This window comes from Desulfitispora alkaliphila, assembly GCF_050433185.1.
Lineage (GTDB): Bacteria > Bacillota > Desulfitisporia > Desulfitisporales > Desulfitisporaceae > Desulfitispora > Desulfitispora alkaliphila.
Map to the genome: position 1 here is coordinate 42,856 of NZ_JBNPXS010000001.1, position 26,972 is coordinate 69,827.

The window sequence follows — 26,972 nt, forward strand, 5'->3', positions numbered from 1 at the left end:
CTGTTGAATTATTGGTTAGGGCTGTGGCCATTAGGTTATAGCCCTCTCAGCCACTCAGGTTTGTAAATGCCCTCTCCCGTTAGGACTCTATCTATCTGATCCATAAGCTTTTGTTTATCATGGGGAAGTGTTCCCCTTAGGTCTAAGTAGTTAGATGCGTGATTACTTCTAAAGACACAGTTGGATACTTCTAGATGCTCTAGTAGCATTTTAGTCTCTCTAGCTACCTCATGGGGCTCTAGGAGTTCTATCTCACCTCTCTGGATCTGCTGATATAGTTCCCCTTCAGGATCTACCATGAGCGTCAATAACCCTAAGTAGTCGGGATCCATTCTGCTCAATACAGCTCCTGTCTCTCTAGCGTGCTCCTGCCACATGGCTTTTCCCCCCAGACCTGATATTACAGTAACTGACGACTTAATCTGAGCCTCCCGCAGCTTCTGGCATGCCTGAACCATCTCTTCCGTAGAAATTTTCTTTTTTACAAGCTTTAAAATTTTCTCGCTTCCAGACTCTAATCCCAAATAGGCCATGTTCAGCCCGAGCTCCTGTAGTTGACTCAACTGCTCAGGGCTTTTGTGCATTACATTTTTAGCTGTGGCGTAAACACTTACTCTTTCACATTTTGGAAAGAGTTCAGCTATTTTCTTTAAAACCGTTTCCAAATAATCCTGGGGAAGTGCCAGTGCATCCCCATCGGCTAAAAATATTCTCCCAACTCCAGGGTAGGACTTTTGTGCCATCTCTAGGTCTTCAATAACCTCGGTCAATGGCCTAATGGTAAACTCCTTTTCCTTGTACATTGTGCAAAAAGTACAGGTGTTGTTAGAGCAACCAAAAGTTGCTTGGATAATCAAGCTCCTGGCTTCGCTTGGCGGACGAAAAATTTTACCATAATATCGCAAATTCAATCCCCCTCCTTTTTTCCCATAATAATCTAATTTCCAATAGAGTTCAAGTTACTAGGCAAAAGTCCTTGTTTGCTGTCACAAATTATAGTCTCTCTAAATAAGATATATGGAATTACAATCATGAGGAGGGATAGTTTTAATGAAAAAGATTATTACTGCTTTAATTCTGGTAATCGCGCTGAGTCTTGTGGCTACGAGCCTAGCAGGATGTGGCAGCGATGATGACTTGACTAGGGTGCGTCTAAACGAAGTTACTCGCTCTGTTTTTTATGCACCTCTGTATGTAGCTATTAACCAAGGTTTTTTTGAAGATGAAGGTATTAATCTAGAGTTAACTACTGGTCAGGGTGCAGACAATGTAATGACTGCACTACTATCCGGTCATGCCGATATTGGCTTTATGGGACCTGAAGCAACAATTTATGTTTACAACGAAGGTCAAGCCAATTATGCAGTTAACTTCGCCCAACTGACTAAACGAGATGGTTCATTTTTGGTTGCTCGGGAGCCGGACCCGAATTTTCAATGGGAAGACCTGCGAGGTAAGGAGGTCATCGGCGGTCGCCGAGGGGGAATGCCTCTAATGACTTTGGAGTATGTGCTTAAAAATGAGGGCTTAGAGCCGGGAGTAGACCTGGATGTGCTTACCCATATTCAATTTGGCTTAATGGCCGGCGCTTTCACCGGGGGAACCGGAGATTATGTAACTCTCTTTGAGCCAGTGGCCAGTTCCTTAGAACTTGAGGGAAGCGGTCATGTGGTAGCCAGTGTAGGAGAAGCTAGTGGTGAAATCCCCTATACTGTTTTTTCTGCCCGCAAGAGCTTTTTAGAGGCAAATGAAGAATTGGTACAGCGCTTTACTGATGCCATCTATCGAGGACAGCAGTGGGTTGCCCATCAGCCCCCTGAAAAGATTGCAGAGGCTATCAAGCCCTCTTTCCCCGATGCTGATTTAGAGGTGCTGACTAAGGTGGCTGAACGCTATCAGGAAATCGATGCCTGGGCTGACACTCCTTTATTCACTGAAGAGTCCTTTAATCGCCTTCAAGAAGTGATGACTACGGCCAATGAACTGGACAGAAAAGCACCCTATAGTCAGCTGGTTACAAATGAATTTGCTCAGCAGGCTGTAGATGGCCAATAACTGATTACCGAAAGGAGCGAATTAAATGAACCCAAAGCCGCTAGTTGAAGTTAAGGATATTTCCATGAGATATCACAGCCCTCAAGGCGAAGTTAATGCTCTAAAAAACATTTCCTTGGATATATATAAGGGTGAATTTATTAGCATAGTTGGTCCTAGCGGCTGCGGTAAGTCTACGTTGCTCAATATTATGGCCGGGCTCATAACACCCTCTCAAGGAAATGTGCTCATAGAGGGGGCCAAAATTTCTGGCCCCACAACCGCAGTGGGCTACATGCCCCAGAGCGACCAACTGTTTCCATGGAGAACCATTTGGCAAAATGCCATGCTGGGCTTGGAAATACAGGGGAAAAAGACTTTAGAGGCTCAAGAATATGTGGCTCAATTATTAAAAAACTACGGACTTTATGAATTTAAAAATTCCTATCCCAGTCAACTTTCAGGTGGTATGCGTCAACGAGCTGCTTTAATTAGAACTTTAGCCATCAACCCATCTATTTTGCTATTAGATGAAGCCTTTTCCGCATTAGATTATCAAACTCGGCTAGTGGTAACTGATGAGGTGAAGCAGATTATTACTGAGAATAAAAAGACTACTGTCTTGGTAACCCACGATATATCTGAGGCCATCAGTATGTCTGACCGAATAATATTACTCACCAATAGGCCGGGAAGTGTTAAAAATATTTATACAATTGAACTAACTTGTAGCACTAAGACACCCTTAAAGTGTAGAGAGGCTCCTGAGTTCAGCAAGCACTTCAACACCATATGGAAGGAGTTGGATGTTAATGTCAAATAACAATACAACCGCATCTCCTTCAAAAGAGCACCAGGAGTACTTGCGAAAGCGAAAGGTTTATAGACGCAATATTTTTCTAACCCAAATTTCCTTGCTGGTGTTTCTGTTTGCTTTTTGGGAGCTGGCAGCTACTATGCGCTGGATAGACCCGTTTATCACTAGTCAGCCTAGTAGAATGTTAAACACCTTTATCAACCTTCACAACGAAGGCTCTCTCTACTATCATATCGGGATTACAGTGGGCGAAACTGTAGTGGGCTTTTTGCTAGGTACCCTTTTAGGGACACTTATAGCCATTACCTTGTGGTGGTCTGACTTTCTATCCAAGGTATTAGACCCTTATCTGGTAGTTCTAAACAGTTTGCCTAAAATTGCCTTAGGTCCCATTTTGATAGTGTGGATTGGCAATGGGCCTGCTGCTATTATCGCCATGGCTCTTTTGATTTCAGTTGTGGTAACTATTATCGGAGTCTATTCTGGTTTCTCGCAAGTGGATGAGAATAAGATAAAGCTTCTAAAAACCTTTGGCGCCACCAAGCTTCAGGTTCTACAAAAGGTAATCCTCCCCGCCAGTGTACCCACAATCGTTTCTGCACTTAAAATCAACGTAGGGCTATCCTGGGTAGGAGTAATTGTAGGAGAGTTTTTAGTCTCAAGAGCAGGATTGGGATACTTAATCGTATATGGTGGCCAGGTTTTTCGCTTAGATCTAGTAATGACCAGTGTGCTCATTTTATCCGTTGCTGCCGCACTGATGTATCAAGCAGTAGCCCTATTGGAAAAATTGTTGCTAGATAAACAACACAAGACTTCTTAGATAGTTGCCGAGGGGAGGTTTGACAATAATGTCAAACCTCCCCTCGGCACTTTATAGTGCAAGCTGGTACTCCATTGCTTTCAGCTTAGCTCTTTTAGATCCACTTTGGTAGATAAGATTCATTTTGTTTAATGGCATGTTTTTGCTTTCCATAAAGGCTTCAATGAACTCATCCGGCAAATCAATCTTATTGAATTGCTCTACCATTACCTGTTCAATCTCCCTTTCTAAGCGCTTTGCCAGCTCAGGCATTTCATCCACTACTATTGGGGATTTTTTTATGCGCTTTAGGAACGTTATTTTTACCTGCTCCAGTGTTTCCCTAGCTTGGCTACTACCCCACTTTTCTATAAAAGCCACCTTGTCCCAACTAGAAAAAGGTGTCCGTTCTATAAATTCCACTACATATTGGGAGGCGGTTTGGGGACAGGCCAAAATTCGCCCAAGTTCTCGCTCCAATTCACTTTCAGTAAGAGAATTCTGTACCAACTCTGCTGCCACAGGTGTTTCAGCCAAAAGTTTTAGCGCCTCCTCTTTTGCAGGGTTATGAATGTACGCCACAACAGCTTGCTGTTTGTGCTGCTCTAAGCCTTTATATAGCGGAATTTGACTTACAATTGCCTCAATCAGAGCTGGCTGACACTCAAAGAGGGATGGAAGTATTTCTTCCGATTTTATTTTATTTTTGCTCAAATTTACTTCAATTAAATGTGGCAATTTCTTTAATACCCCTATTTGAGATATCCTATTGTTCTTCAAGTTGATCTTTTTGAGTCTAGCTAGCTCTACTAGAGGGGATATATCTTCAATATTATTGGCCTCCAGTTGGAGCTTTTCAAGCTTAGTTAGGCTCCCCAGTAGTCCCATATTCTTAATATCATTATTAGACAGGTCTAGATGCTTTAAATCCTTTAAGTGGGTAAGAGGAGTTAGATCTCCTATCCGGTTCCACTTAAGATCCAGTTTAGTCAGTCCAACAGCCCACTCTAACCCAGTTAAGTCTGCAATATGATTAAAGGAAGCATCTAACTCCTCCAAGACTTCTAATGCACTGGCGGTTATATTTTCTGGTCGCTTCCCCACCCTCTCCCCTACTACTCTTCTCAAGTTAGGGTCTGGAAAGTACACTACTTTATCACTTTTCATTTTCCTCACCTCACACCCTAGTTCCTTTAATTTAAGCTAGTCACCATTCCCCAGGGATTATCCAAGGATAGGTTACTCTCCTGCCCAGCAATTACCCATAGGGTTCTCTGATTAACCGGCGGTGCATCAAGCCTCTTTTCTCCGTAACCATCGGTAAAGTAAATTAACATGTGATCCATTAATTTTTCTTGGCGAATGTACTGAAAAACTGGAGAAAAGGCAGTACCACCTCTCCCTTTAATATTCAAGTCCACATCCCTAGTAGTCTTAGCACGGTAAACCTTTTGCACCTTGGCATCGCAGTGGATTACCGTCACCTCATGCCTGTATTTTTCCACTATGCCAAAAATTTCAGCAAAGCACTTTTCCAATTGCTCAGGGCTCATGCTGGCACTAGTATCCACAGCCACTAGCAATTTGACTACCTGTTGAGGCAGTTTTCCACGAAGATCATACCTTTCGGGCTGCCTTCGATCCTTTCTAGTAATAGTCTTTTTTCTTCCCGCTGGCAATGTGCCCACGGTTCGCTTTAGAATGTCCTGCCAGTTGAGGGCAGGCCTCTGGGTAAGTCGATTTATTTGCTCTTCTAGTCCCGCTGGAATTTGACCGCGGTTTGCATTTTTGGCTATGTTTTTTGCCAGTTCTCTCATGTTCTCTAGGTTAGTAGTTGCCTTGGATTTATCCCAAATATCGTGACATTTATCTTGATGGTGTACTATTTCTTCATTTTCTGTACCTTGGCCTGGATCGGTAGTAGTTTTGCATGAAGACGACTGGTTACTAGCTTTTGTTCGCTCCATCTTGCTTATGGCTTCTTGAATAATCTGGCAGTATGTCTCAAAGGGTGCTTCCGGGGGCAGTTCAACTTCATATCTCTCTTGAATATTTTTTAGTTTTGGATGCCATGAGGGCAAGTCCGAAATGTACTGGTTCACTGCCACATCCATAGCTGTATTCAACACAAAGGGAGAGTATTTACCTTTCAGATTTTTAGATCGTTGCAGATGCATCATCATGATATGGTATATCTGATGCTTCACTTCCGCTTTCATTTGGTTTAGGTTTAACCGCAGAAATATTTTTGGATTGAGCACCAGATTAAAGTGAGTTAAGTCCGCTGTAACACCGGCAGCTGCCTGCATCTCTAAATCAATGTTCCTTTTCATCTGTACTGCACAGCTACCGAAAAAATTATCATCTCTGTGCATGAGGGCAAAAATAACCATCTCCACTAGCTTGAAGAAGTCAGATTGAAACTTGGGGCTAATATCCTGTTGCTTTTTTATCCCCTTCACGTCCTGCAATAGCCTATTTCGAAGTTCATCAAAGGTTGTCATTTAACTCCCCTCCTTACCCAATAGCTTGCTGTAGTTGGAAGAAACCGTCAACAAAGCTCTCCTCTTCTATAAACAAGGGGTATAGTGTTTGGGCATACTCAGCCTTTATCTCCTGCATAATTGCCATGCGCAAATCACTGGGAAAGTGTTCTAGCAACTGGGTGAAAATAGCTACATCCCGCTTTTTATCAGTGCTCTCACTTTCTATATATCTCAGCGAATTTCTGGCAACTAGAAAGAGCCTAGAATGGTTGTCGTTTTTTATCTTTTCTATTATCTGATCTTGCAGACCTTCAGGTTTAAATATCTCCTGGGGTTGCACTAGGGGATTTGACTTTGTATTGATAAAGTTCAAAAAGTCCTGAGCCACTGCCGAACCCACATTTCCCTTTACTGCATTGTAGAGAATTTTTTCCGGGTAATTGCCAGAGCTGCAATAGGTACTATAAGTACGGGACACTCGTTCCCAACTTCTCGGGGTAGCTGCAATAGCTTCTTGCCCATTGATAGTGTGTAAGAATTCTGGGAAGGTTGCAATAAAGTCCAACACATCAGAGTGAATTTCATGCTCTAGCCCCCAGGCTAACCACGCTTTTACATTTGCTTCTAGCTCCAGCCAAACAAATCTATCCTCTTGGGCAGGGTCCATTTCTACAACCTGATAGAAAGAATGGGAGAAAGATTCGTATTTGTTTGACGGGTTCATGGCCGCTAGCATTAATACATTGGACGGCACATTATATCCGTTAATTTCTCTATTTAAGATTAAATTCATCAATTCCTGTTGAACTGCGTGTTCACAGCGATTTAATTCATCTAGAAATAGCAAAATCTTTTTCTCAGGATCTCGCTCCAAGACTTGGTCTACCTCTAGTAGCTTAGTGTGAACAGCGTAGGTGGTGCGTCGGCGGGTGATTTTTTCTCCCCTCAGCTCCACTGTATAATCTTCTACAGTAGGCAAGCCTCCAATCTCTCCCTCTTTTAAAATATTTGCATCTATAACGATTAAATGAGCATCTAACTGACGAGATATTTCTCTGGCCAAAGCAGTCTTACCGATACCAGTTTCCCCTACAACTAGTGGTACCGCTCCAGTGGACAAAACCAGTTTACAAGTCATTACCGCATCTCTAAAATCCATGACTATTCCTCCTCGCTATGTATTAATAGTAATAATTACTATTACGTACTATTATACACTATCTTTCGCCATCCCGCTACCCCACAAGTTTATAAATCCTCATTAAAGTTTTACTGTCATTTCATTCTTGGCTATAATATAGTAGAATATAGTATATCAAATATTTGAGGTGATTTAAATTGATGTTTGTGCGCTCTGAAAGTTTCCAGCAATATTTGCGCTTTTATCCAGTAGTCTCTACTATCATTGCCATCAACGTAGCTGTATTTTTATTGCGGTATACACCCTTGGCTGGCTTTGTGTATAACATGGGTATTGGGTCTAATGTGCATATAGCCTCTGGCGAATACTGGCGGTTGGTCACCCCTATTTTTTTACATGGTGGCTTTGCTCACTTTTTGTTTAATAGTTTTTCCCTATTTATTTTTGGACCTTCACTGGAAGTAATCTTGGGCAGTCGAAGATTTTTAGGCTTGTATTTATTTGCAGGAATTTTTGCAAATCTACTTATTTTCTTGGTGGGTGGAATGGGATATGGATTATACCTAGGAGCTTCTGGAGCTGTTTATGGATTGCTAGGCGCTTACCTCTATATGATTCTCCACCGCCCCAATATGATAGATCATCAATCCGCTCAGGTTATAAAAATCATGCTCATCATTGGGGCCATTTACTCTTTGTTACCTGGCATAAGCTTGTTTGCTCACTTATTTGGCTTCGGCGGAGGGTTCTTAGCGGCATATACCATGCTGAGGCCTAACAAACCACCAACCAGACCTAAAAAAAGTAATCGAGAGGGTATTAAAGTAATCAATTTCCGCGATAGGAGATAGCTAAAGAGCTGACAGCAATTGCTGTCAGCTCTTTAGTTCTTCTTTTATTTCTTACTACTTAGTACTATTTGATTATATCTGTTCAATGCATCATTTAATTTTTCACTGGCCGCTACAACCTCAGCACTATCAAAACAATAACCTTGATTACTATACATATACATTTGATCTACGATAATTCTAAATACTTCGATAAAGTTTACTAATATCTTGAGATTCATCTTTTTCTGAACATCAAACTGATGGTACAAGTCCTTTATCATATTATAACTTGCTACAATTAAACTACCATCCTCTAATTCGAAGCTTTCACTCTCAACGTCTGCAACTCCTAAACTTAGAATATATTCCTGTCCATCATGCTTAACCGCTTTTTTCAAAGCTCTTATCAAATGCTCCAACTCTACCTTTTGCCCAAAAATTTTAAAAGCATAAGCTTCTTTTGTATTTATATTAATTTGACTTTTGAACGTAAAAAAGCAAGGGTTTAGCTCTTTTGAAAGCGAGTCCCACCAATGATCCTGCCACGCTACAGCATTCATGTTTTTATCATAAACTCCTACTACCACACATTGAGCATTTTCCTCTAAACGAGTAACTCTAATAATTTCCTCCATATACTTTTTCCCAGACCTTTCGCCCCGCAAAATCATACTCAAATATGCCTCAGATGTACCTATTATCTCAGCTAGTTTTTTTTGGGTCATATTTAACTCTATTAATTTACTATTTACAATTTCACCAAATGAACTAAACTCTTTTTTCTTTATCATTGCAAACACCCCATTTGATTAGGTTATAAGTTTTTTTTATGATAAAATATTAATCGTGAATAGCCTTACTACTTTATGTTATCTCTGATTTAAGAGTATGTCAATGCTATTTATGTATTTTCTCTTTTATAAGAGAGCGAGAAGGGGGAGCACAATGTCTACTGTTGGTAAAAGAATTCGAACTGCTAGAAAACAAAATAATATGACTTTAAATGACGTAAAAAAAGCTACAGGACTTTCTACAGGAAACTTAAGCGAGTTGGAAAACGATAAATTCTTACCTTCAGCCAATGCCTTAATATCTTTTCATAATCTGTTTGGAGTGTCTATAGATTGGCTTCTAACTGGTAGCGAGCAGCAAAATCGAAACAACGCTGATACATTCATAGAAAGTGTTGCAGAAACAAGCACATGTACTAACTATATAAGTACAGATGAAGAGGAATTACTAAATCTCTACAGAGTATTATCTACTGAGCAAAAACGCGATTTACTTGGATACGTTAGAATTTTAGGTTCTAAAAAAGATTAATTCTTAATCAAAAAAATCGCCTCTTTAAAGAAGCGATTTCAAAATTCTATAATTTCCACTCTATTTCTTTTTTCCCCAACTCCTGTAAAATATCGTTAACCCGAGAAAAGGGCTTACTTCCAAAGAAGCCCCTGTGAGCCGAAAAGGGACTTGGGTGGGGAGACGCAATGATGAAGTGCCTCTTTGTATCTATAAGGCTTCTTTTTGCCTGGGCGTTTTTACCCCACAGGATATATACCACTGGTTCTTCCCGCTGGCTTAGGAGAGATATAACTCTATCGGTAAATATCTCCCACCCCTTGTCTTGATGGGAATTGGGACTCCCTTGTCTTACAGTGAGCACTGCATTCAATAACAGCACTCCCTGTTCAGCCCACTTACCCAGATATCCACTAGTGGGAATGGGTACCCCAAGATCTTGATGCAGTTCTTTAAATATATTTTGTAACGAAGGAGGAGGTTTCACCCCTGATTGCACCGAAAAACTCATTCCATGAGCTTGCCCAGGTCCATGATATGGATCCTGGCCAATAATTACTGCCTTAGTATCCGCATAGGAAGTAGCGTGGAGGGCGTTAAATATATCATCCATATGAGGATAAATCATTTTAGTTTTATATTCATCAAATAAGAACTTACGCAAATTGCGGTAATAGTCCTTTGCAAGCTCATCTTGAAGTAAGGACGCCCAGTCGTTCTTGAAAATCATACTTTCACCTACTGTTTATTGAGTCTTAAAGTAACTAATCTTTGTTTTTAATTCCTCTGCTAAGGCCTTTAACTTTTCTGCCATAAACGCATTATTTTCTATAGATTTAGTCTGCTCATCCATGGTAGCTGCCACTTCCTCAGTAGAAGCAGAGTTTTCCTCTATTACTGCGGTTATATTGTTAATAGATGCTGACACCTTATTCTCTTCCTGGTTGACTACTTGAATATCCTCTGTTATTACTTTAATTTGCTGTAATATCCTATCTATGGAGCCAGAGTTTGCCTCGAATGCACCTTCTAGTTGATCTACAGATGCATTTGCCGCCGATAAAACCTCTCCAGCCTTGCCCATATTGCTGTTTACGTTTTCTATCTCTGCTCTTATCTCTGCCACTATTTGAGCAATTTCCTGAGTAGAGGTAGTAGTTTGTTCCGCCAACTTCCTTATTTCCTCCGCCACTACCGCAAAGCCCCTTCCTGCTTCCCCTGCCCTGGCTGCTTCAATAGCTGCGTTTAAGGCAAGCAAGTTAGTCTGCTCCGATACCGCTTCAATGGTTTCAGTAATATTATTTATAGCTTGTGATTTGTCCGCTAGCTGTCTTACGTTTTGTTCTACCTGAGCTGATGCTTTATTGTTCTCCGTAAAACTATTTTGAAGTTGGTTCATCTTCCCAAGAGCATTTTTGCTTAACTGTGCTGTCTCCCCGGCAATCTGCTCCATGCTCATACCGCTCTCACTCATTGCGCTAATCTTTTCGCTCAACTGGGAGATGCTTTCAGAAATTAGGTTTGCCTCTTGGGCCTGTTCACTGGCTCCTTTTGCTAATTCATCTACTGTTTTGTTTATTTCCTCAATAGACGTAGATGACCTCTCTGCATCCTCTTGAAGCATAGATGCATAATCATTTACTTCCACCGATTGATCTTTGGTACTATCTAAGATAGTTCTGATATTACCTACGGTTTTATCTAGGTACTGATTTAACTGGCCAATCTCATCTTTAGAATCGCTTGTGAATTGCACTGTCAAATCTCCCTGCTCCAACAGTTCTACCTTTTCCACTAGCTTGAGCAACGGCTTTTTTAGAATAATGCGCACTAGAAAAACCATCACTAATGATACTGCTAGGAGAACTATTAAAGTAAATGTGAAGACACTGGTGCGCATGGCATCAACCGATTGGTTTACTTGCGCAATAGATGATGTCATCACTAGTGTATTTCCATCCAACTGACGGTAGAAACCAAGCTGTTCTTCCCCTTCCAGCTCATAGTTTAAAATACCTCTACTGCCTTCTAACGTTTGAGCTATACCCATATCCTCTATCTGCAATCCCACTTTATCCAGATTAGAATGAGCTGTAATTACGCCCATATCATCTACCATAAAAGCCATCCCTTGGCTCCCACTAAATCCTATATTTTCAACTATATTTTGATAGTCTATTTCAATTTGGTTTGTTCTAAAAGCTACAATTACTTCTCCGGAGTGCTCTTCTCTGGGTACTGTATAAAGCTGAGAGCTGCTATTTACGCTATTGGCATTTTGTCCCACCAAAGCACTATCAGTACCATAGATAATTGTACCCTGTCCATCAGTAACATAAAAATCATCAACTCTCATATCCTTAGCCAACTGTGAAGCTTCCTGCTCCCCCATTCCTTCCCCTTCTAAGCTCAAAATGCGAGCTAAGGCAAGGGCAATTCCATTATTCTTGCCTTCCATGTTCTGTCGATTTTGCTCAACCACATCAGCTATAGTTTCCATTCCCGACGCTACTAAGTTTTCTAGGTTGTTTTCAAGCTGTTCTTCAGTTAGCTTAGCAATTAGATTTTTGGCGCTTATATAGCCAAAAGCTCCAATGCTACTGAATGCAATTACAAAGGATAGAATAACCGTGATTAATACTTTAGGTGTTAGCTTCATTTACACCACTCCTCAAATAGCTTATTTAATAACTTAGTGCTAACCTGCAAATCCTCTTCAATCATATGTCTTTGCAAAATAACCTCCAGACTTCCCCATAGGCTAATCATTAAAATCTCCGGATCATACCTATTATCTAGCTCTCCTGTGGCCTGTGCCCAAATAAAAATATCTAAATACCTTTTATAAATTTTGTTGCCTATGTGCAGCAACAACTCTTTGTTTATTCTGTCATCTATGCTAGCAGCACAAAGCTTTCTAGCTCGATAGATCTTTATTCTATCCGACATAATATTTAAGATGTTTTTTTGAAGTAACTTCAAGTTATCTTTATATGTATTGCTAGATCTAATTCCTAAAAAGATGGCTTCCATATAAGCTTCATTTATTTGAGCAACTACCTCTCTATTCAATTCCTCTAAACTGTCAAAGTATATATAGATAGTGCCTACAGCTATCTGGGCTTTTCCTGCAATTTCTGAGGCTTTAATCAAATGCAATGGTTTTTCTGCTAGCAACTCTATAGTAGCCAGAACTATCGTTTCTTTTTTGCCAATAGTCAATGTGTTCACCTCAAACCTTTGTGAGTTCGTGAATGAATGTTCATTCATATTGTATTTCACCAAATTATTCCTGTCAATACAAAAGATGCCCACCGGCTTTACTAGCCAGTGGGCTTTATCCATTTAAAGTTTGAAAGAACTTTTTAGAGATACTATTTTATTAAAAACCAACTTCTCGTCAGTTGTGTACTTAGGGTCAACATTAAAATAACCGTGCCTAAAAAACTGGAATTTGTCTTGAATTTTAGCATCCTTCATATTGGGCTCCACAAATCCTTGCAACACTTCTAGGGAGTTAGGATTAATCTGATTTTCCTCCCCTTCTTCATCAATCAAAGCTTCGTAAATTCTAAATTCAGCGGGCAAAGCGCTCTTGGCATCTACCCAGTGAAGAGTTCCCTTGACTTTTCTTCCTGTAAAGTCAGTACCACTCTTTGTTTCTGGATCGTAGGTACAGTGTAGCTCTACCACATTTCCCCCTTCATCTTTGATAACCTCATTACATTTTATAAAGTAAGCATGCTTAAGTCTCACTTCGTTACCAGGAAACAGTCTAAAGTACTTCTTAGGTGGATTTTCCATGAAGTCTTCTTGCTCTACATATATTTCTCTAGAGAATGGTATTTGTCTAGTTCCCATATCCGGATTCTCTGGATTGTTCTCCGCATCTAGCATTTCGCTCTCCCCTTCAGGGTAATTGGTGATAACTACCTTTAAGGGGTTTATTACAGCCATAGTTCTAGGAGCTTTTAGCTTTAGATCTTCTCTAATAAAGTGCTCCATCATTCGCACATCTACCACACTGTTGCTCTTAGATACCCCAATTTCTCTGACAAAGTTCTTTATTGCCTCGGGAGTATAGCCTCGCCTTCTAATACCGGATATAGTGGGCATTCTAGGGTCATCCCAACCATCCACGTACCCGTCATCTACTAGTTGCTTTAGCTTTCTCTTGCTCATCAAAGTATTAGTCATATTTAGCCTGGCAAATTCGATTTGCTTAGGTTTCTCTTCTGTTTCACAATGTTCAATAATCCAATCGTATAGCGGCCTGTGATCTTCAAATTCCAGCGTACAGATAGAATGAGTTACACCCTCAAAGGCGTCTTCTAGAGGATGGGCAAAGTCGTACATGGGATAGATACACCACTTGTCCCCAGTATTGTGATGGCTTGCGTGAGCGATTCTGTATAACACTGGGTCTCTCATATTCAAGTTTGGCGATGCCATATCTATTTTAGCCCGCAATACCTTCTCTCCATCAGCAAATTCTCCGGTGCGCATGCGTTGAAATAACTCCAGGTTTTCTTCTACAGTTCGGTTCCTATAGGGGCTTTCTGTTCCCGGCTCTGTTAATGTCCCCCTAGTTTCCCTGATTTGTTCTGCCGTAAGATCACACACATAGGCTTTATCCTTCTTAATCAACATTACCGCCTTTTGATACATTTCTTCAAAAAAATCAGAGGCAAAATAAAGACCGTCCCAGTCAAACCCCAGCCATTTTACGTCCTCTTTAATGGATTTGACAAATTCCTCATCTTCTTTCAATGGATTAGTATCGTCAAAGCGAAGGTTTGTCTTGCCCCCGTACTCATCAGCAAGTTCAAAGTTCAACACTATAGATTTTGCATGCCCTATATGTAGATACCCATTTGGTTCCGGAGGAAATCTGGTTACGATTTTATCATAATTGCCCGATTTTAAATCTTCTATTACAATGTTTTTAATAAAGTTTGATGATTTGTTATTACTCTCCATTGTCTCCCAGCCTTTCACGTATATTGTTAATAACAAGTTATTGTATATATATCACAAACAAAACCTATTTTCAATAGACTTTCATAGTATTTACCACTTTACGCTTATTATAAAGGTTTTCTTTGTAGTTTTCTTGCATCTTAAACTTATTTTATTTAAAATTAGACAATAGGTATTTATTATATCAGGAAAGGAAGTTTACACCGATGAACTTAGACCTAACCAAGGCAGATAAACAATGGTTTATGACTCCTGTAAAAAAACACGTTTCCCTATATAAAATGATAGAGCCTGGAGATCGCATTGCAGTTGGCTTGTCCGGAGGCAAAGACAGTTCTGTTCTGTTTTACATTTTAACTCAGCTTCAGCGCCAGCTACCCTTTGACTTTGAGCTCGTTCCCCTTACCCTTACCATGGGCTTTGAAGGAGTGGATATAAGCCCTTTAGAAAACTATGTGGCAGCGCTGGGGAATGAGCTCCAAATCAAACACACTTTAATCGGTAAAATTATATTTGAGGAAAGGGAGGAAAAGAATCCTTGCTCCCTTTGCGCCAATATGCGTCGAGGGGCTATGTACAATTTTGCCAAGGCACTGGGATGCAACAAGGCTGCCCTTGGCCACCACTTAGATGACGCTGTTGAAACCTTCTTCATGAATATGATTTTCAACGGTAAAATGGGTACTTTTCAACCCAAAACTTATTTAGATCGTAGAGATATTACTTTAATCCGCCCCATGCTAGCATTAGAAGAAGAAACTATAACCAAGGTAGTTGCAAAAAAGGGTATCCCTGTTGTAACAAATCCCTGCCCTGCAAACAAAAAAACTAAGCGCGAGGAAATGAAGCACTTAGTTTCTAGTTTAAGTAAAAGTTACCCAGACATTCGCTACAAATTTTTAACCGCAATCAAAACTGCCGAATTTAGAAACTTCTGGCGTCCAGAAGACTACCGTTAAACGGATATTAATTGCGTCTCTTGTTGCGACGGTGTTGGGGAGCTTTCTTGCTCTTCTTCTGTCTAGGAGGCGCTTCTTCCGTCAGCTTTACAGGGGTAGTATCTAATTCTTTAGTGAGCAACTTCAATGCTGCTGCCAAAAGTGTAACCGAATCGTTTACCTCTAAGAGCTGATCTGCCGCCTCTTTGTATTTGGCAATATCTTTTTCCTGAGCGGTTTTTAATAGATTATCTATTGCCATGCGTTGCTGACCTACCACAGCCTCGTTCACAGTGGGGATTGGCTTTCGCTTCATTCTCCGCTTAGTTACCTGCTCTATGGTCTTTAACTGGTTCAGTTCACGTCTTGTGACAAAAGTGGTGGCCAAACCTGTTTTCCCTGCTCTACCTGTTCGCCCAATTCTATGCACATAGCTCTCAGGGTCTTGGGGAATATCAAAGTTGTATACATGTGTTACTCCAGACACATCTAGCCCTCTAGCGGCTACATCGGTGGCTACTAAAATATCAGTTACACCCTCTTTAAAGTGGCGCAACACAGTATTTCTCCTAGATTGAGTTAAATCTCCGTGAAGTCCCTCTGCAGAGTAGCCTCGCTTGCTTAACGCTTCGTAAAGCTCGTCTACACGCCTTTTGGTTCTTCCGAATACAATAGCCAATTCTGGAGACTGGATATCTAAGAGACGACATAAAACATCGAATTTATCCCGCTCCTGGACCTCAAGATAGTTTTGCTCTATATTTGGAACAGTGACTTCCTTGGGCGTTATTTTAATCAACTTGGGATTCTTCATAAATCTACTAGCCAAATTTTGAATTGGCTTAGGCATGGTAGCTGAAAATAACAACGTCTGTCTATCTTCAGGAACCTCTTTAAGGATATTCTCTATATCCTCTATAAAACCCATATTCAGCATTTCATCAGCTTCATCTAGAACCACATTGGATACTTCTTGCATCTTTATAGTTCTTCTTCGCATGTGATCCATTAAGCGCCCCGGAGTACCCACGATAATTTGAGGGTTTTTCTTAAGAGACTTAATCTGCCTATTTATGTCTTGTCCTCCATAGATGGGTAAAGCTCTAACTCCCACATGACTTCCAATTCTGTTTACCTCTTCTGCAACTTGTACCGCTAGCTCTCTAGTGGGCGTTATTACAAGCCCTCTTTTCCCATTTTCCATACTCAGCTTTTCAATTAAGGGAATTGCAAAAGCTGCTGTTTTACCTGTTCCCGTTTGAGCCTGACCGATAATATTTTCCCCTTCCATAGCTAGGGGGATAGTCTTTTCCTGAATGGGGGTAGCTTCTTCAAAACCCATATCAGCAACAGCTCTAATTACTAGGTGACTTAAACCTAGTTCATAAAATGTTGTCATACTTTCAAAAACTCCTTTCTTAATATGAAATAAGGGCATCTCCGTCAATGGAAATGCCCTTTCTCAATTTATTAACGTCACAAGATTTCCATATCTTTCAATAACTCTTATCATATCATATACAGATATAAAAAGCAAATTTTTCTACTTTTTAAGTTTAGCCAGGGCATCGGCTAGGGCTGTGTTTATAGGTTCCTCTTTTTCTTTTTGTTGTTTTTTTAAGTAGCTGTTTACATCTTTTTTAGAGACTTTTTTGTTCTCGTTGCTTTTCCTCTGGTTAAAAGCTTTAAGCTTTTCCCTAAAGCCGCACTTGCACACGAATATCTGACTTTCACCTTGGCCTCGCAGCTCAAGTTTTTTGCGACACTCAGGACATCTAGCATTTGTAACCTTGGCAATTCCCTTTCTGTGTCCGCACTCTCTGTCCTGACAGATGAGCATTTTACCCTTTTTCCCATTAACTTGGAGCATGTACTTACCGCATTCAGGACATCGGTTGCCGGTGATGTTATCGTGCTTAAATGTCTCTTCACTTTCTTTAATTTCCCTCACCACAGCCTTGGCATAGCTCCTCATTTCATTGACAAATTCAGTTTTACCCAATGATCCTTTGGCGATTGAACTCAATTTATCTTCCCATTGGGCTGTCAATGCAGGGGACTTTAAGTCTTCAGGAACTAAGTCTAGTAATTGCCTTCCCTTAGCTGTTATAAATATATCTTTCCCCTTTTTCTCAATTAAAAAACTATTAAATAACTTTTCTATTATATCGGCTCTAGTAGCTACTGTTCCCAGCCCACCAGCTTCACCTATAGTCTCGATTAATTTTTTACTCTCATTGGCCATATATTTTTTTGGATTTTCCATAGCTGACAGCAGTGTACCTTCATTAAAAGGAGCTGGAGGCTTGGTCTCCCCTTCGGTCTTAGAGAGATTAACTACTTTTAATTGGTCTCCTTGCTTTACTTGGGGCAAAATTTGATCTTCTAGCCCATCCTTTGACTCATCTGCAAAGTCGTTGTCGTAAACTGCTTTCCAGCCCTGCTTGGTAACCACCTTGCCCTTGGCAATAAAAGGTTGTCCGCCTATTTCAGCCCTTACTGTGGTCTGCTGATACTCAAAAGGTGGATACATTACTGCTAAAAAACGCTTCACTACTAAATCGTATATTTTCCGCTCCTTATCACTAAGGGCACTTAAACTGGCAGTCTGTTCTGTGGGAATTATGGCGTGATGATCTGTAACCTTGCTGTCATCCACGAAGGATTTATTGGCTCTGATAGGCTCCTTAAGCAACTTACCCGCTATCTGAGCATATGGTCCCACCTTACAGGCATTGATTCTATCCTTTAAAGTTCCCACTATATCTTGAGTTATATATCTGGCATCTGTACGCGGGTAAGTAAGGACTTTGTGATTTTCGTACAGCCGCTGCATTATACTTAAAGTCTCTTTAGCTGAATAGCCAAACATTTTATTTGCATCTCGCTGCAGCTCTGTTAAGTCATATAGCTTTGGCGCATAACTCTTTTTGTCTACCTTTTCTACTTTCACTACTTCAGCATTTTTGCCCTGAAGGGATTTTAGTACTTGATCCACCTTGTCATTATCAAAAACTTTAGTATCCCCAGTTTTCTTATCTTGCCAGGTTAATTGTAGCTTTTGATCTGCAACTGCCTTTATTCCAAAGTAGGGCTTGGGCTTGAAATTCTTTATTTCCTCTTCCCGCTTGGCTATTATGGCCAAGGTAGGAGTTTGTACCCTTCCACAAGACAGTTGGGCATTATACTTACAAGTCAAAGCTCTTGTAGCGTTCATACCTACAATCCAGTCAGCCTCAGCTCTGGCCACAGCTGAGGCGTATAGATTTTCATATTCCTTTCCATTCTTGAGCCTTTTGAACCCTTCCACAATGGCCTTGTCGGTAACCGACGAAATCCACAGCCTTTTAATAGGCTTTTTTACTTTAGCTTTCTCAATAATCCACCGAGCTACTAACTCTCCTTCTCGTCCTGCATCAGTAGCAATAATTATTTGACTCACGTCATTGCGTAGCATTAACTTTTTTACCGTATTAAATTGCTTTCCCGTCTTACCTATGACTACCAGCTTTAACGGGCTAGGCAGCATGGGCAGCTGCTCTAGCTGCCATGACTTATATTTCTCATCGTAAACTTCCGGATCTGCTAAGGTGACTAAATGGCCCATGGCCCAAGTAACTATGTATTTATCCCCCTCCAGGTAGCTGTTAGTCTTCTTGTCACATTTCAAAACTCTCGCTAAATCCCTGCCCACCGAAGGCTTCTCTGCCAATACTAATGTTTTGCTCATTCCAATTCAACAACCCTTTCATCGATTAGATAATTTCAGCTAGAATTCCCTCTTCATCAATTACATTTGTCAACAACTTGTATGGAATTGGAAATTCTACAATTCCTGCTACCCCTGGTGCTAAAGTAGCCCGCTGAAAAAATACTACTAAAGCTTTTTCTGTTAAGTAAAATTCCTGATCATCATTGATGCGTTGAAATTCTTTAATTGTAGGTATCTCTTCAGCTACTATTTGTCTCTTGATCTCACTGCTTATAATCAACCTGTAGTTGCTCCTATTTCGAAATAAATCTGCAATAGTTCTAGTCTTCCCAGTTTTTAAGCTAAAAGTCAATCCTCTAACTATCGTCCTCGGGTTAGCCTGCATAGCTATAAAAGAAAAATTTTCTAGTCTTATGCTGAGAGCTCTCCTTTTATTTAAGGTAATTTTGTAAGTACCCTCCATCTCAAGTAAATCTTCATTATAGGCTCCGTTTTCCTGCATCAGATGCTGCACTTGCCTTTTTATTGTATTATTTATTTCCTCAGGTACCCCCTTGTACTTAATTGCCTCCCTTAACGGAAATAAATTTTCTACCCTGGGGTATCGTACATTAATAGGGGGTTCTACTATGCTTTCCTCCACTATGTTTGCCCTAAGATCTTTGTAGACCATACTAATTCAACCCCTCATATCTAAATTTTAAATAATTATTACTATACTTTATTCATTAGATTTAGGATTGTCACAATTAATAGCGGGTATAATAGCTATGAGGTGATAGTATGACAAGAAAAATCGCATCAGTTACAGTTCTATTGTTTCTAACTATCCTCCTATCAGGCTGTCCTTTCCAGGGGGCCACAGAAGAGGAACCTATTCAGCAGGAAGCAGAAGCTCCCGATGCAATAGACTACATAGAAGAGTCTGCACTAGAGATAATGGCCCATGCAGATGTAATCTACTTATTAACTGAAGGGGATGAACTCCTTGCCAAGGTCCTACAAAGAGAAATGACCGCCGAAAATGACGGTCAAGGCGACGATGATAACGGTGATGAGCAGGAGTCAGAGGACTCCCCTAGCCCTGAAGAAATATGGATTACTATAGATGAAGCAATCGCATCCATTCATGAACAATGGGATGATCTAAAGCATCAACTTATCGAAGAAAATATTTCCCCAGGGGAACTTAAGCCCTTTGAAGAAACTTTAGATAACTTAACCCTGTTAAGCGCCCAGCGCAAGTATTTTGAAACACTTATTGCCGCAAACCAACTGACAGAATACTTGCCAAGATTTATGCTGCCTTTTGCAGAAGACGTGACAGCAACCGCTTACAAATTAAAATTTCACATCCGCAACGTAATACTCACAGCGGCAAATGGCGATTACTCCGAGGCTCAGAGCAGTGTAGATTTTCTTAAAGATCAAAGTCAAACCTTATTTGACGATTTAGAGGAAGAGGATGCCCAAGAAACAGCTAGAGAGCTAGAGACTTCCATAGACAATTTAGAAACTGCTCTAGATAAGCAGTCCCTAGAGCTAATCAAAGTTAAAGCTACTGTAGCCATGGGCAACGTAGTGAACGCATTAGATGAACTAGAGTAGCATCAGTCTTTCCAGCTCTAATGGCTCTATATATTTACCATCTTTATAGGCACGCATGTTTCCACCAGATATCTCGTCGATAAGAACAATTTGGCCCTTTATCCTTCCAAATTCAAGCTTAATATCGTAAAGTTCAATTCCCTTCTTCGCCAGTTCTTCTTTAATAACACTGGCGATTTTTTGTGTTAAATCCTTAAGCACTTCGTATTCGTCCCGGGATAGAATATTAAGCATTGCCAATGCATCAGCACTGATAGGTGGGTCTTGACGTTCATCATCTTTAAGAGTTACTTCCACAAAAGCATCTAGTGGTTGTCCTTCTTCCGCATACTTTCCATAGCGACGCAAAAAGCTCCCCACAGCTCTGTAGCGACAGATAACCTCTAAACCCTCCCCAAAAAAGGTTGCTGGCCGTACTGTCATTGTTGCATCTTCAATATTGGCATCAATATAGTGAGTTGGGATCCCCTTCTCCTGTAGAGCTTCGAAAAACATCTTTGTTAGCTTTAAGCCTGCTTTACCCGCTCCTTCAATAGTTAAACCCACTGTATTAGCACCTGGATCAAAAACTCCATCTTCTCCTGTTACATCGTCTTTAAACTTTAGCATATAGTTGCCATCTGCTAACTCATAAACATTTTTAGTTTTTCCTTCATAAATTAACTTCATTGTGATGCTCCTTTATATAAAAATTTATTTATTAACTTATATAATTTCTTTTTTAAGGATTTATATCCTTTATTTTTTTACTCTAGTTCTCTAATTAGTAACTTTTTTTTGCAGGAATTTCAGGATTTGTGTCTAATAATATAAGTGTAGGATAGTAGGGAAGTATCTTTTTTGACATAAGCAGACAGGCAGCATACGGTAGGACGGCGAGGTTAATTAAGAAGATTATTCATTTTTTTGAATACACTTTTTTTGTTTTTTAAAACGCCCGAATCTGTTGGGCGTTTTTTTATTTGCAATTGAGGAGGAGTTATTTATGCTGAAAAAGCAACTTGAAAATATAGTAGGCAGCCAATACGTATTTGATTCTTTTGAAGACCTCTACTGCTACACCTACGACGCATCTTTTTGTAAAACTGATCTAACAGAGATGCCTGCAGTTGTAGTTTATCCTGGCAACACTAAAGAGGTCTCTGAAATTATGAAGCTTGCCAATGAAAATAAGATTACTGTGATCCCAAGAGGGGCCGGAACTAATGTTAGCGGCGGCACCACATCAGTGAGCCAGTGCATCATCCTAGTTCTCACGCGTATGGATCAAATTTTAGAGATAGATAAGGAAAATATGACTGCTGTGTTAGAACCAGGAGTCATTACTGGTAAATTCCAACAAGAGGTGCAAAAGAAAGGACTTTTCTACCCGCCGGACCCTGCAAGCCTGGGCTTTTCCACCATAGGAGGTAATGTGGCCGAATGCGCCGGGGGACCTAGGGGCGTTAAGTACGGAGTTACCCGAGATTATATCTTAAGCCTAGAAACAGTGCTTCCCACGGGAGAGATAATTACTACGGGTAGTAGCACTATGAAAAACGTAACCGGTTACAACCTAACTCAGCTCTTTACCGGATCTGAGGGGACCCTTGGGGTTATCACTAAGATAACTGTTAAACTAATTCCTCTCCCTGCAGCAAAGAAAACAATGCTTACTGTCTATGACTCTGTAGAAAAAGCTTCCTTGAGTGTATCAAAAATAATGGCATCAGGTATTATACCTACTACCTTGGAATTTTTGGATAGCGTGTACATCAAGAACATTGAGGAGTATGCCAAAGTGGGCTTCCCCTTAGATGCGGAGGCAGTATTATTAATAGAAGTTGACGGAGAACCAGAAGCTCTGGATAAACAGATTGATACAATTGCAACAATTTGTAACCAAGAAGGTGCAGGTCAAGTGCGAATTGCTCAGACACCAGAAGAAGCGGAAGAACTATGGAATGCTCGCAGAGCAGCCTTTGCTTCTGTGGCCAGAATAAAGCCAACTATTATTGGAGAAGACTGTACGGTTCCCCGAACCAAGATCCCACAAATGGTATCTAAAATAAGGGAAATTGCGACCGCCAACCAAGTACTCATCGCTATTGTGGGACATGCAGGGGATGGAAACCTACACGCCACCTTTTTGTGCGATGAACGAGATGATGAAGAAATGGTTCGAGTAGAAAAAGCTATCCAAGAAGTCTTCATAGCTGCCTTAGATCTAAACGGAGTTCTATCTGGAGAGCACGGTATCGGTAGGTTAAAGGCAAAATTCTTAAAACAACAACTAGGAGAAGATGGGTATGCGCTTATGCAAACCATAAAAAGAGCATTAGACCCAAATAACATTCTAAATCCTGGTGTAATGTTCGGAGAGTGATTAAATGACAACAATAGATTACAGCCAAATAGTGAAGTGCATCCGCTGTGGTGCATGTCAGAGTGTCTGCCCCATCTTCGATGAAAAACTGGCCGAATCCACAGTAGCCCGAGGCAAGGTCCGATTAATCGGTGGCTTAGCCAAGGGCGAAGTAGAACCTAGTGATCGCTTAGAAGAGCTATTATCTTTTTGCCTTTCCTGCAAGGCCTGTGTCAAGAGCTGCCCCAGCGGTGTGGCAACGGATCAACTTGTAGAGACTGCTCGAGCTCATCTGGTCAGTCACAGGGGTTTGAGCCCATTGAAGAAGTTTATTTTCCGCACCTTAATGCGAAACAACTGGCTTTTTGACTTTTCTTTAAAAACTGGTAGTATCTTTCAAGGCGTAGCCTTGCGCACAAGCCCCACAGGGCAGGGAAAACTACCCCGAATTCCCCTGGGATTAGACAAGCGGCGCTTAGTTAAGCCCCTGGCAAAAAAGACCCTGCGCAGTAGCTATCCTGAGATTGTAGGGAAAGAGCACAAGAAAATTGTAGCCTTTTATACTGGGTGCATGATTAATTATATGGCTCCTAATTATGGTAAGGCCGTAATAGAATGTCTTTTGAAAAATGGCTGCAGGGTTATAATCCCCAAAAACCAACAGTGCTGTGGAACTCCAGCCAGGGCTAATGGAGATAAGGAAACAGCAGACCTGTTAGCTCAGGCTAACGAATATGCTTTCAAGGACCTCTCAGTTGATACTATTATAACAGGCTGTGCTTCCTGTGGTTTAACTTTAAAAGAACAAACAAACCTGGCAGCTACAAAAGAGATTGTGGATTTCACTGAGTTTATTGTTCGGCATGACAATTGGAAGCAAGATTTAGGTCTCGTGGATGCCATGGTAACATATCACGACCCCTGTCATCTAAAGCGAGGTCAAGGAGTAGATGCTTCCCCTCGAGAAATACTCAAGGCAATCCCTGGATTAGAGTATCGGGAATTACAAAATGCTGACCGCTGTTGTGGCGCTGCTGGATCATTTAGTTTACGTCATTATGATTTGTCTAAAAAAATCAATGACAAAAAAGCAGCTAATATTGTGGCTACCCAAGCTGATTGGGTGGCAAGTGCATGTGGTTCCTGCTTAATGCATATTGAGGACGGTTTAGCCAGAAACAACAGTAATATAAAAGGGTTCCATATTGCAGAGGTATTGGCCCAGTCCTATAAAAATTATGGCAAAGGGGTGGTTTAATATGTACTCAATGGCTTGGGGCAAGACAGAAGTTAAGTTTAAGCTACCTGAAGAGGCTAGAGTTACAACAATTGAAGCAAATCACAGCCAACCAATAGCAAATTTTGAGGACGCTGTAAGGCACGTGTTGAGAAAACCCACTGGTAGTCCTGCTTTAAGGGACATAGTAGCTCCTGGGGATACGGTAGCTATTGTAACCAGTGACATAACACGCCTATCCTATCGCACCGATGCATATTTGCCTATTATCATAGATGAGCTCAATCAGGCTGGAGTCGAGGATCAAGACATTACCATTGTTATGTCTACTGGAACTCATCGTTCTCAATCTCCAGAGGAGCACAAGCTAGTTGTAGGCGAAGCTGTTTACAAGCGAGTTAAGGTTGTGGACCACTGGTGCAAATCAGAAGACCTGGTCTATGTGGGCGAAACCAGCTACGGTACCGAGGTAACCTCTGACCCATATGTGTATAATGCGGATAAGGTGATTTTGACCGGAGGAATTAGTTATCACCTGTTAGCCGGCTTTGGTGGTGGCCGCAAGGGGATAGCCCCAGGAGTTTGCGGTTACAAGGGCATTCAGCAAAACCACAGTCTGGCTCTAAAGGATGCAGACGATAGTGGTTTAAACCCTAATGTGGGTACCGGTATGGTAAAAGAAAATCCAGTTTCTCTGGATATGGTAGAAGCGGCTAGAATGATTGGAGCTGATTTTCTAGTAAATGTAGTTTTGAACGAAAATAAAGAGTTTATTGGCATCGTTGCGGGAGATATGGAATTTGCCTTTGAAGAGGGCTGTAAGATTGTGGAGAATACATTCGGCATACCCATTAGTAACCAATCGGATTTGGTTATCACTAGCTGCGGCGGCTATCCTAAGGATATTCAATTGTACCAATCGGTAAAAGCATTAGACAATGCGGCCTATGCCGTTAAACCCGGAGGCGTGATTATTCTTTTGAGTCAGTGCTCTGATGGAGTGGGAAGCGATGACTTTGCTAATTGGTTTCAGTATCCCCAATTGGAGAGCATGAAAAAGGCTTTAAATGCCCAGTTTACAATGCCCGGTTTTGTGGCTTTGCGCGCAGCTAGCATTATGAACAGTGCTAAGGTGATTTTGATAAGCGATTTACCTGATAAGGTGGTACAAGGTGTTAACATGCATCCGGCTAAAACTGTAGAAGAAGCTCTTCAGCTAGCCACAGATTTGACCGGTTCACCTGTTTCCATAACACTAATGCCCCATGGAACTTTGACATTTCCTATTTTAACTTAAAGAAACGAGGCGATTTATAAAATGAACTTACCTTTAGCTATCGTTATAGTTTACATCGTTGTCCTTTTTGCAGTATCTTGGTACTCTTCTAAAAAAGCCAAGGAAGGTGGAACCTTGGGATACTTTTTAGCAGGAAGGGGTTTTCCCTTTTATGTAGTTGCAGCCATGATTGCTGGTTTGGCCATCGGCGGTGCTTCCACCGTAGGTGTAGCTGAAAACGCTTACGGTGCAGGCCTTTCTGCTGGAATGTACACAGCAGCCTGGGCCGTAGGAGCCCTGATGGTGGGCTTGATGGTCTCTGTTAAATTCAGAGAAATGAATATCACCACTATCCCAGAAATGCTGGAAAACTACTACGATTTATCAGGACGAATAATAGGCGTGGTAGGGCAGTTGATTATTCAAATCGTGATCACATCTCTACAGTATGTAGCAGGGGGAGCTATTTTGGCAGCACTGCTGCCCGATGTGTTTACTGTAGCTTCTGGTACTCTCTTTAGTGCAGTAGTATTTATTGCTATTACTTTAATTGGCGGTTACTGGGGTGCAGGGTTGACAAATATAGTAAATGTAATAGTCATCTACATTGGAGTTGTTGTAGGTTCTATTATGAGCTTAAATCAGGCGGGTGGCTTCAGTGGTTTGAGCCAGAGTCTGCCCGAGGGAGGACATTGGTTTGACCCTATTTCCGGTATTGGCTTTGCAGTAGTCCTAGCATGGTTTGTTGTTCTCATAACCCAAACATACTCTACTCAAGCTATAGTGCAGATTTCCTTTGCGGCAAAAGACGGTAAAAATGCTAGGCTGGGTTTCATTGTTGGAGCAATAATAATCCTGCCCATTGGCTTTTTATCAGCCATCTTTGGAATTGTGGCAGCGGCACAACACCCCGGCATTGAAGCCACTATGGCCTTACCAACAGTGGTTATGCAGCTAACTCCTTTGGTTGCCGGACTTACCTTAGCAGGGTTGTGGGCTGCTGATGTATCTACTGCTTCAGCTCTACTTTTGGGGAGCTCTAACCTAGTTGTTCAAGATATCTGGAAGAGATTTATCAACCCCAACATGACTCAGAAACAAGAAGCACTAGTTTCTAGAATGACAGTTTTAGTAATCAGTATCTTTACTTATATATTGGCGGCTAATGTAATCGGCATTATTCAAACTCTTTTAATTGGCCTAACCCTCACTACCGCTTATACTATAGTTATTTTATTCAGCATCTTTGCACCAAAAATATGCAAAAGAGGTTGTGCTTTCTGGACTATTTTAGTGGGGATCATCTTCTTAGCTGTGTGGGTATTAGTGCCAGCAGTCCAAATTGTACCTCACCCAGTCTTCCTAGCTTGGCCTATCTGCTTAATCACATTCCTAATTGTGGCTGCAGTGGATAAGAGACCTGCTACAATTTAAAAATTAAAAGAAGCTGTTGCACATGAAC

At 41.0% G+C, this 26,972-nt stretch carries 24 protein-coding genes; 11 read left to right on the plus strand and 13 right to left on the minus strand.

Going from position 1 to position 26,972, the window contains the following annotated elements; genetic code table 11:
* Positions 1-35 precede the first annotated feature (35 nt).
* Entirely contained in the window at positions 36-905 is an 870-nt protein-coding gene (locus GGQ84_RS00250; protein WP_429157686.1) for a radical SAM protein, read from the minus strand.
* Between the two features lie 145 nt (positions 906-1,050).
* Here GGQ84_RS00250 and GGQ84_RS00255 point away from each other — a divergent pair, with 145 nt between their 5' ends.
* Genes GGQ84_RS00255 through GGQ84_RS00265 form a run of 3 tightly spaced genes read left to right on the plus strand, consistent with a single transcriptional unit; the run spans position 1,051 to position 3,674 of the window.
* The gene (locus GGQ84_RS00255; protein ID WP_429157688.1) at positions 1,051-2,055 is read left to right on the plus strand and encodes an ABC transporter substrate-binding protein; all 1,005 of its coding nucleotides are present in this window, start codon (positions 1,051-1,053) and stop codon (positions 2,053-2,055) included.
* A 25-nt stretch (positions 2,056-2,080) separates the two neighbouring features.
* Positions 2,081-2,857: an ABC transporter ATP-binding protein gene (locus GGQ84_RS00260; protein WP_429157690.1), complete on the plus strand. Its 777-nt coding sequence runs from the start codon at positions 2,081-2,083 to the stop codon at positions 2,855-2,857.
* Positions 2,841-3,674 carry an ABC transporter permease gene (locus GGQ84_RS00265; RefSeq protein ID WP_429157692.1) on the plus strand — a complete coding sequence of 278 codons (834 nt, stop codon included), beginning with the start codon at positions 2,841-2,843 and terminating at the stop codon, positions 3,672-3,674. The genes GGQ84_RS00260 and GGQ84_RS00265 overlap by 17 nt, the downstream gene beginning before the upstream one ends.
* Positions 3,675-3,725: 51 nt before the next feature.
* Here GGQ84_RS00265 and GGQ84_RS00270 read toward each other — a convergent pair whose 3' ends face one another.
* From GGQ84_RS00270 to GGQ84_RS00280, 3 genes are read right to left on the minus strand one after another with little or no spacing between them, the layout of a single operon-like run.
* Positions 3,726-4,820, minus strand: a complete 1,095-nt coding sequence (locus GGQ84_RS00270; RefSeq protein ID WP_429157693.1) for a leucine-rich repeat domain-containing protein — start codon at positions 4,818-4,820, stop codon at positions 3,726-3,728.
* 26 nt (positions 4,821-4,846) lie between these two features.
* A complete protein-coding gene (locus GGQ84_RS00275; RefSeq protein WP_429157695.1) occupies positions 4,847-6,157 on the minus strand; it encodes a vWA domain-containing protein in 1,311 nt (436 codons plus the stop codon).
* A 13-nt stretch (positions 6,158-6,170) separates the two neighbouring features.
* A complete protein-coding gene (locus tag GGQ84_RS00280) occupies positions 6,171-7,298 on the minus strand; it encodes an AAA family ATPase (protein WP_429157697.1) in 1,128 nt (375 codons plus the stop codon).
* 182 nt (positions 7,299-7,480) lie between these two features.
* On the opposite strand from GGQ84_RS00280, the gene GGQ84_RS00285 reads away from it, so the two are divergent.
* Entirely contained in the window at positions 7,481-8,131 is a 651-nt protein-coding gene (locus GGQ84_RS00285) for a rhomboid family intramembrane serine protease (RefSeq protein WP_429157898.1), read from the plus strand.
* Between the two features lie 44 nt (positions 8,132-8,175).
* On the opposite strand, the gene GGQ84_RS00290 is transcribed toward GGQ84_RS00285, so the two are convergent.
* Positions 8,176-8,904, minus strand: coding sequence for a helix-turn-helix domain-containing protein (locus GGQ84_RS00290; protein ID WP_429157699.1), 729 nt, complete (start codon positions 8,902-8,904; stop codon positions 8,176-8,178).
* A gap of 154 nt (positions 8,905-9,058) precedes the next feature.
* Here GGQ84_RS00290 and GGQ84_RS00295 point away from each other — a divergent pair, with 154 nt between their 5' ends.
* Positions 9,059-9,436, plus strand: coding sequence for a helix-turn-helix domain-containing protein (locus GGQ84_RS00295; RefSeq protein WP_429157701.1), 378 nt, complete (start codon positions 9,059-9,061; stop codon positions 9,434-9,436).
* A gap of 46 nt (positions 9,437-9,482) precedes the next feature.
* Here GGQ84_RS00295 and GGQ84_RS00300 read toward each other — a convergent pair whose 3' ends face one another.
* The 4 genes from GGQ84_RS00300 to GGQ84_RS00315 are packed head-to-tail and all read right to left on the minus strand — an operon-like array spanning position 9,483 to position 14,395.
* Positions 9,483-10,145, minus strand: coding sequence for a uracil-DNA glycosylase (locus tag GGQ84_RS00300; protein WP_429157703.1), 663 nt, complete (start codon positions 10,143-10,145; stop codon positions 9,483-9,485).
* A gap of 15 nt (positions 10,146-10,160) precedes the next feature.
* Positions 10,161-12,074, minus strand: coding sequence for a methyl-accepting chemotaxis protein (locus tag GGQ84_RS00305; protein WP_429157705.1), 1,914 nt, complete (start codon positions 12,072-12,074; stop codon positions 10,161-10,163).
* The gene (locus GGQ84_RS00310) at positions 12,071-12,760 is read right to left on the minus strand and encodes a TetR/AcrR family transcriptional regulator (RefSeq protein WP_429157707.1); all 690 of its coding nucleotides are present in this window, start codon (positions 12,758-12,760) and stop codon (positions 12,071-12,073) included. Before GGQ84_RS00310 ends, GGQ84_RS00305 begins: the two co-directional genes overlap by 4 nt.
* Entirely contained in the window at positions 12,761-14,395 is a 1,635-nt protein-coding gene (locus GGQ84_RS00315; protein WP_429157709.1) for a glutamine--tRNA ligase/YqeY domain fusion protein, read from the minus strand.
* 206 nt (positions 14,396-14,601) lie between these two features.
* Between GGQ84_RS00315 and GGQ84_RS00320 the strand changes: the two genes are divergently transcribed.
* A complete protein-coding gene (locus GGQ84_RS00320; RefSeq protein ID WP_429157711.1) occupies positions 14,602-15,354 on the plus strand; it encodes a tRNA 2-thiocytidine biosynthesis TtcA family protein in 753 nt (250 codons plus the stop codon).
* Positions 15,355-15,361: 7 nt separating this feature from the next.
* On the opposite strand, the gene cshA is transcribed toward GGQ84_RS00320, so the two are convergent.
* The 3 genes from cshA to GGQ84_RS00335 form a co-directional block, all read right to left on the minus strand.
* Complete coding sequence (gene cshA / locus GGQ84_RS00325; RefSeq protein WP_429157712.1) at positions 15,362-16,732, minus strand: degradosome RNA helicase CshA; 1,371 nt, start codon at positions 16,730-16,732, stop codon at positions 15,362-15,364.
* Positions 16,733-16,876: 144 nt separating this feature from the next.
* Complete coding sequence (locus GGQ84_RS00330) at positions 16,877-19,063, minus strand: DNA topoisomerase III (protein WP_429157713.1); 2,187 nt, start codon at positions 19,061-19,063, stop codon at positions 16,877-16,879.
* A 25-nt stretch (positions 19,064-19,088) separates the two neighbouring features.
* The gene (locus GGQ84_RS00335) at positions 19,089-19,718 is read right to left on the minus strand and encodes an RsiV family protein (protein ID WP_429157714.1); all 630 of its coding nucleotides are present in this window, start codon (positions 19,716-19,718) and stop codon (positions 19,089-19,091) included.
* A 110-nt stretch (positions 19,719-19,828) separates the two neighbouring features.
* Here GGQ84_RS00335 and GGQ84_RS00340 point away from each other — a divergent pair, with 110 nt between their 5' ends.
* The gene (locus GGQ84_RS00340; protein WP_429157716.1) at positions 19,829-20,653 is read left to right on the plus strand and encodes a hypothetical protein; all 825 of its coding nucleotides are present in this window, start codon (positions 19,829-19,831) and stop codon (positions 20,651-20,653) included.
* Here GGQ84_RS00340 and GGQ84_RS00345 read toward each other — a convergent pair.
* Entirely contained in the window at positions 20,645-21,322 is a 678-nt protein-coding gene (locus GGQ84_RS00345; protein ID WP_429157717.1) for a phosphoribosylaminoimidazolesuccinocarboxamide synthase, read from the minus strand. The genes GGQ84_RS00340 and GGQ84_RS00345 overlap by 9 nt on opposite strands.
* 316 nt (positions 21,323-21,638) lie before the next feature.
* Here GGQ84_RS00345 and GGQ84_RS00350 point away from each other — a divergent pair, with 316 nt between their 5' ends.
* From GGQ84_RS00350 to GGQ84_RS00365, 4 genes are read left to right on the plus strand one after another with little or no spacing between them, the layout of a single operon-like run.
* The gene (locus GGQ84_RS00350; protein ID WP_429157719.1) at positions 21,639-23,018 is read left to right on the plus strand and encodes an FAD-binding oxidoreductase; all 1,380 of its coding nucleotides are present in this window, start codon (positions 21,639-21,641) and stop codon (positions 23,016-23,018) included.
* Positions 23,019-23,022: 4 nt separating this feature from the next.
* Positions 23,023-24,255 carry a (Fe-S)-binding protein gene (locus GGQ84_RS00355; RefSeq protein ID WP_429157721.1) on the plus strand — a complete coding sequence of 411 codons (1,233 nt, stop codon included), beginning with the start codon at positions 23,023-23,025 and terminating at the stop codon, positions 24,253-24,255.
* A gap of 1 nt (position 24,256) precedes the next feature.
* The gene (gene larAH10, locus GGQ84_RS00360; protein ID WP_429157723.1) at positions 24,257-25,531 is read left to right on the plus strand and encodes an NPN-dependent 2-hydroxyacid racemase, LarAH10 family; all 1,275 of its coding nucleotides are present in this window, start codon (positions 24,257-24,259) and stop codon (positions 25,529-25,531) included.
* Between the two features lie 21 nt (positions 25,532-25,552).
* Positions 25,553-26,944, plus strand: a complete 1,392-nt coding sequence (locus GGQ84_RS00365; protein ID WP_429157724.1) for a sodium:solute symporter family protein — start codon at positions 25,553-25,555, stop codon at positions 26,942-26,944.
* Positions 26,945-26,972: the final 28 nt, after the last annotated feature.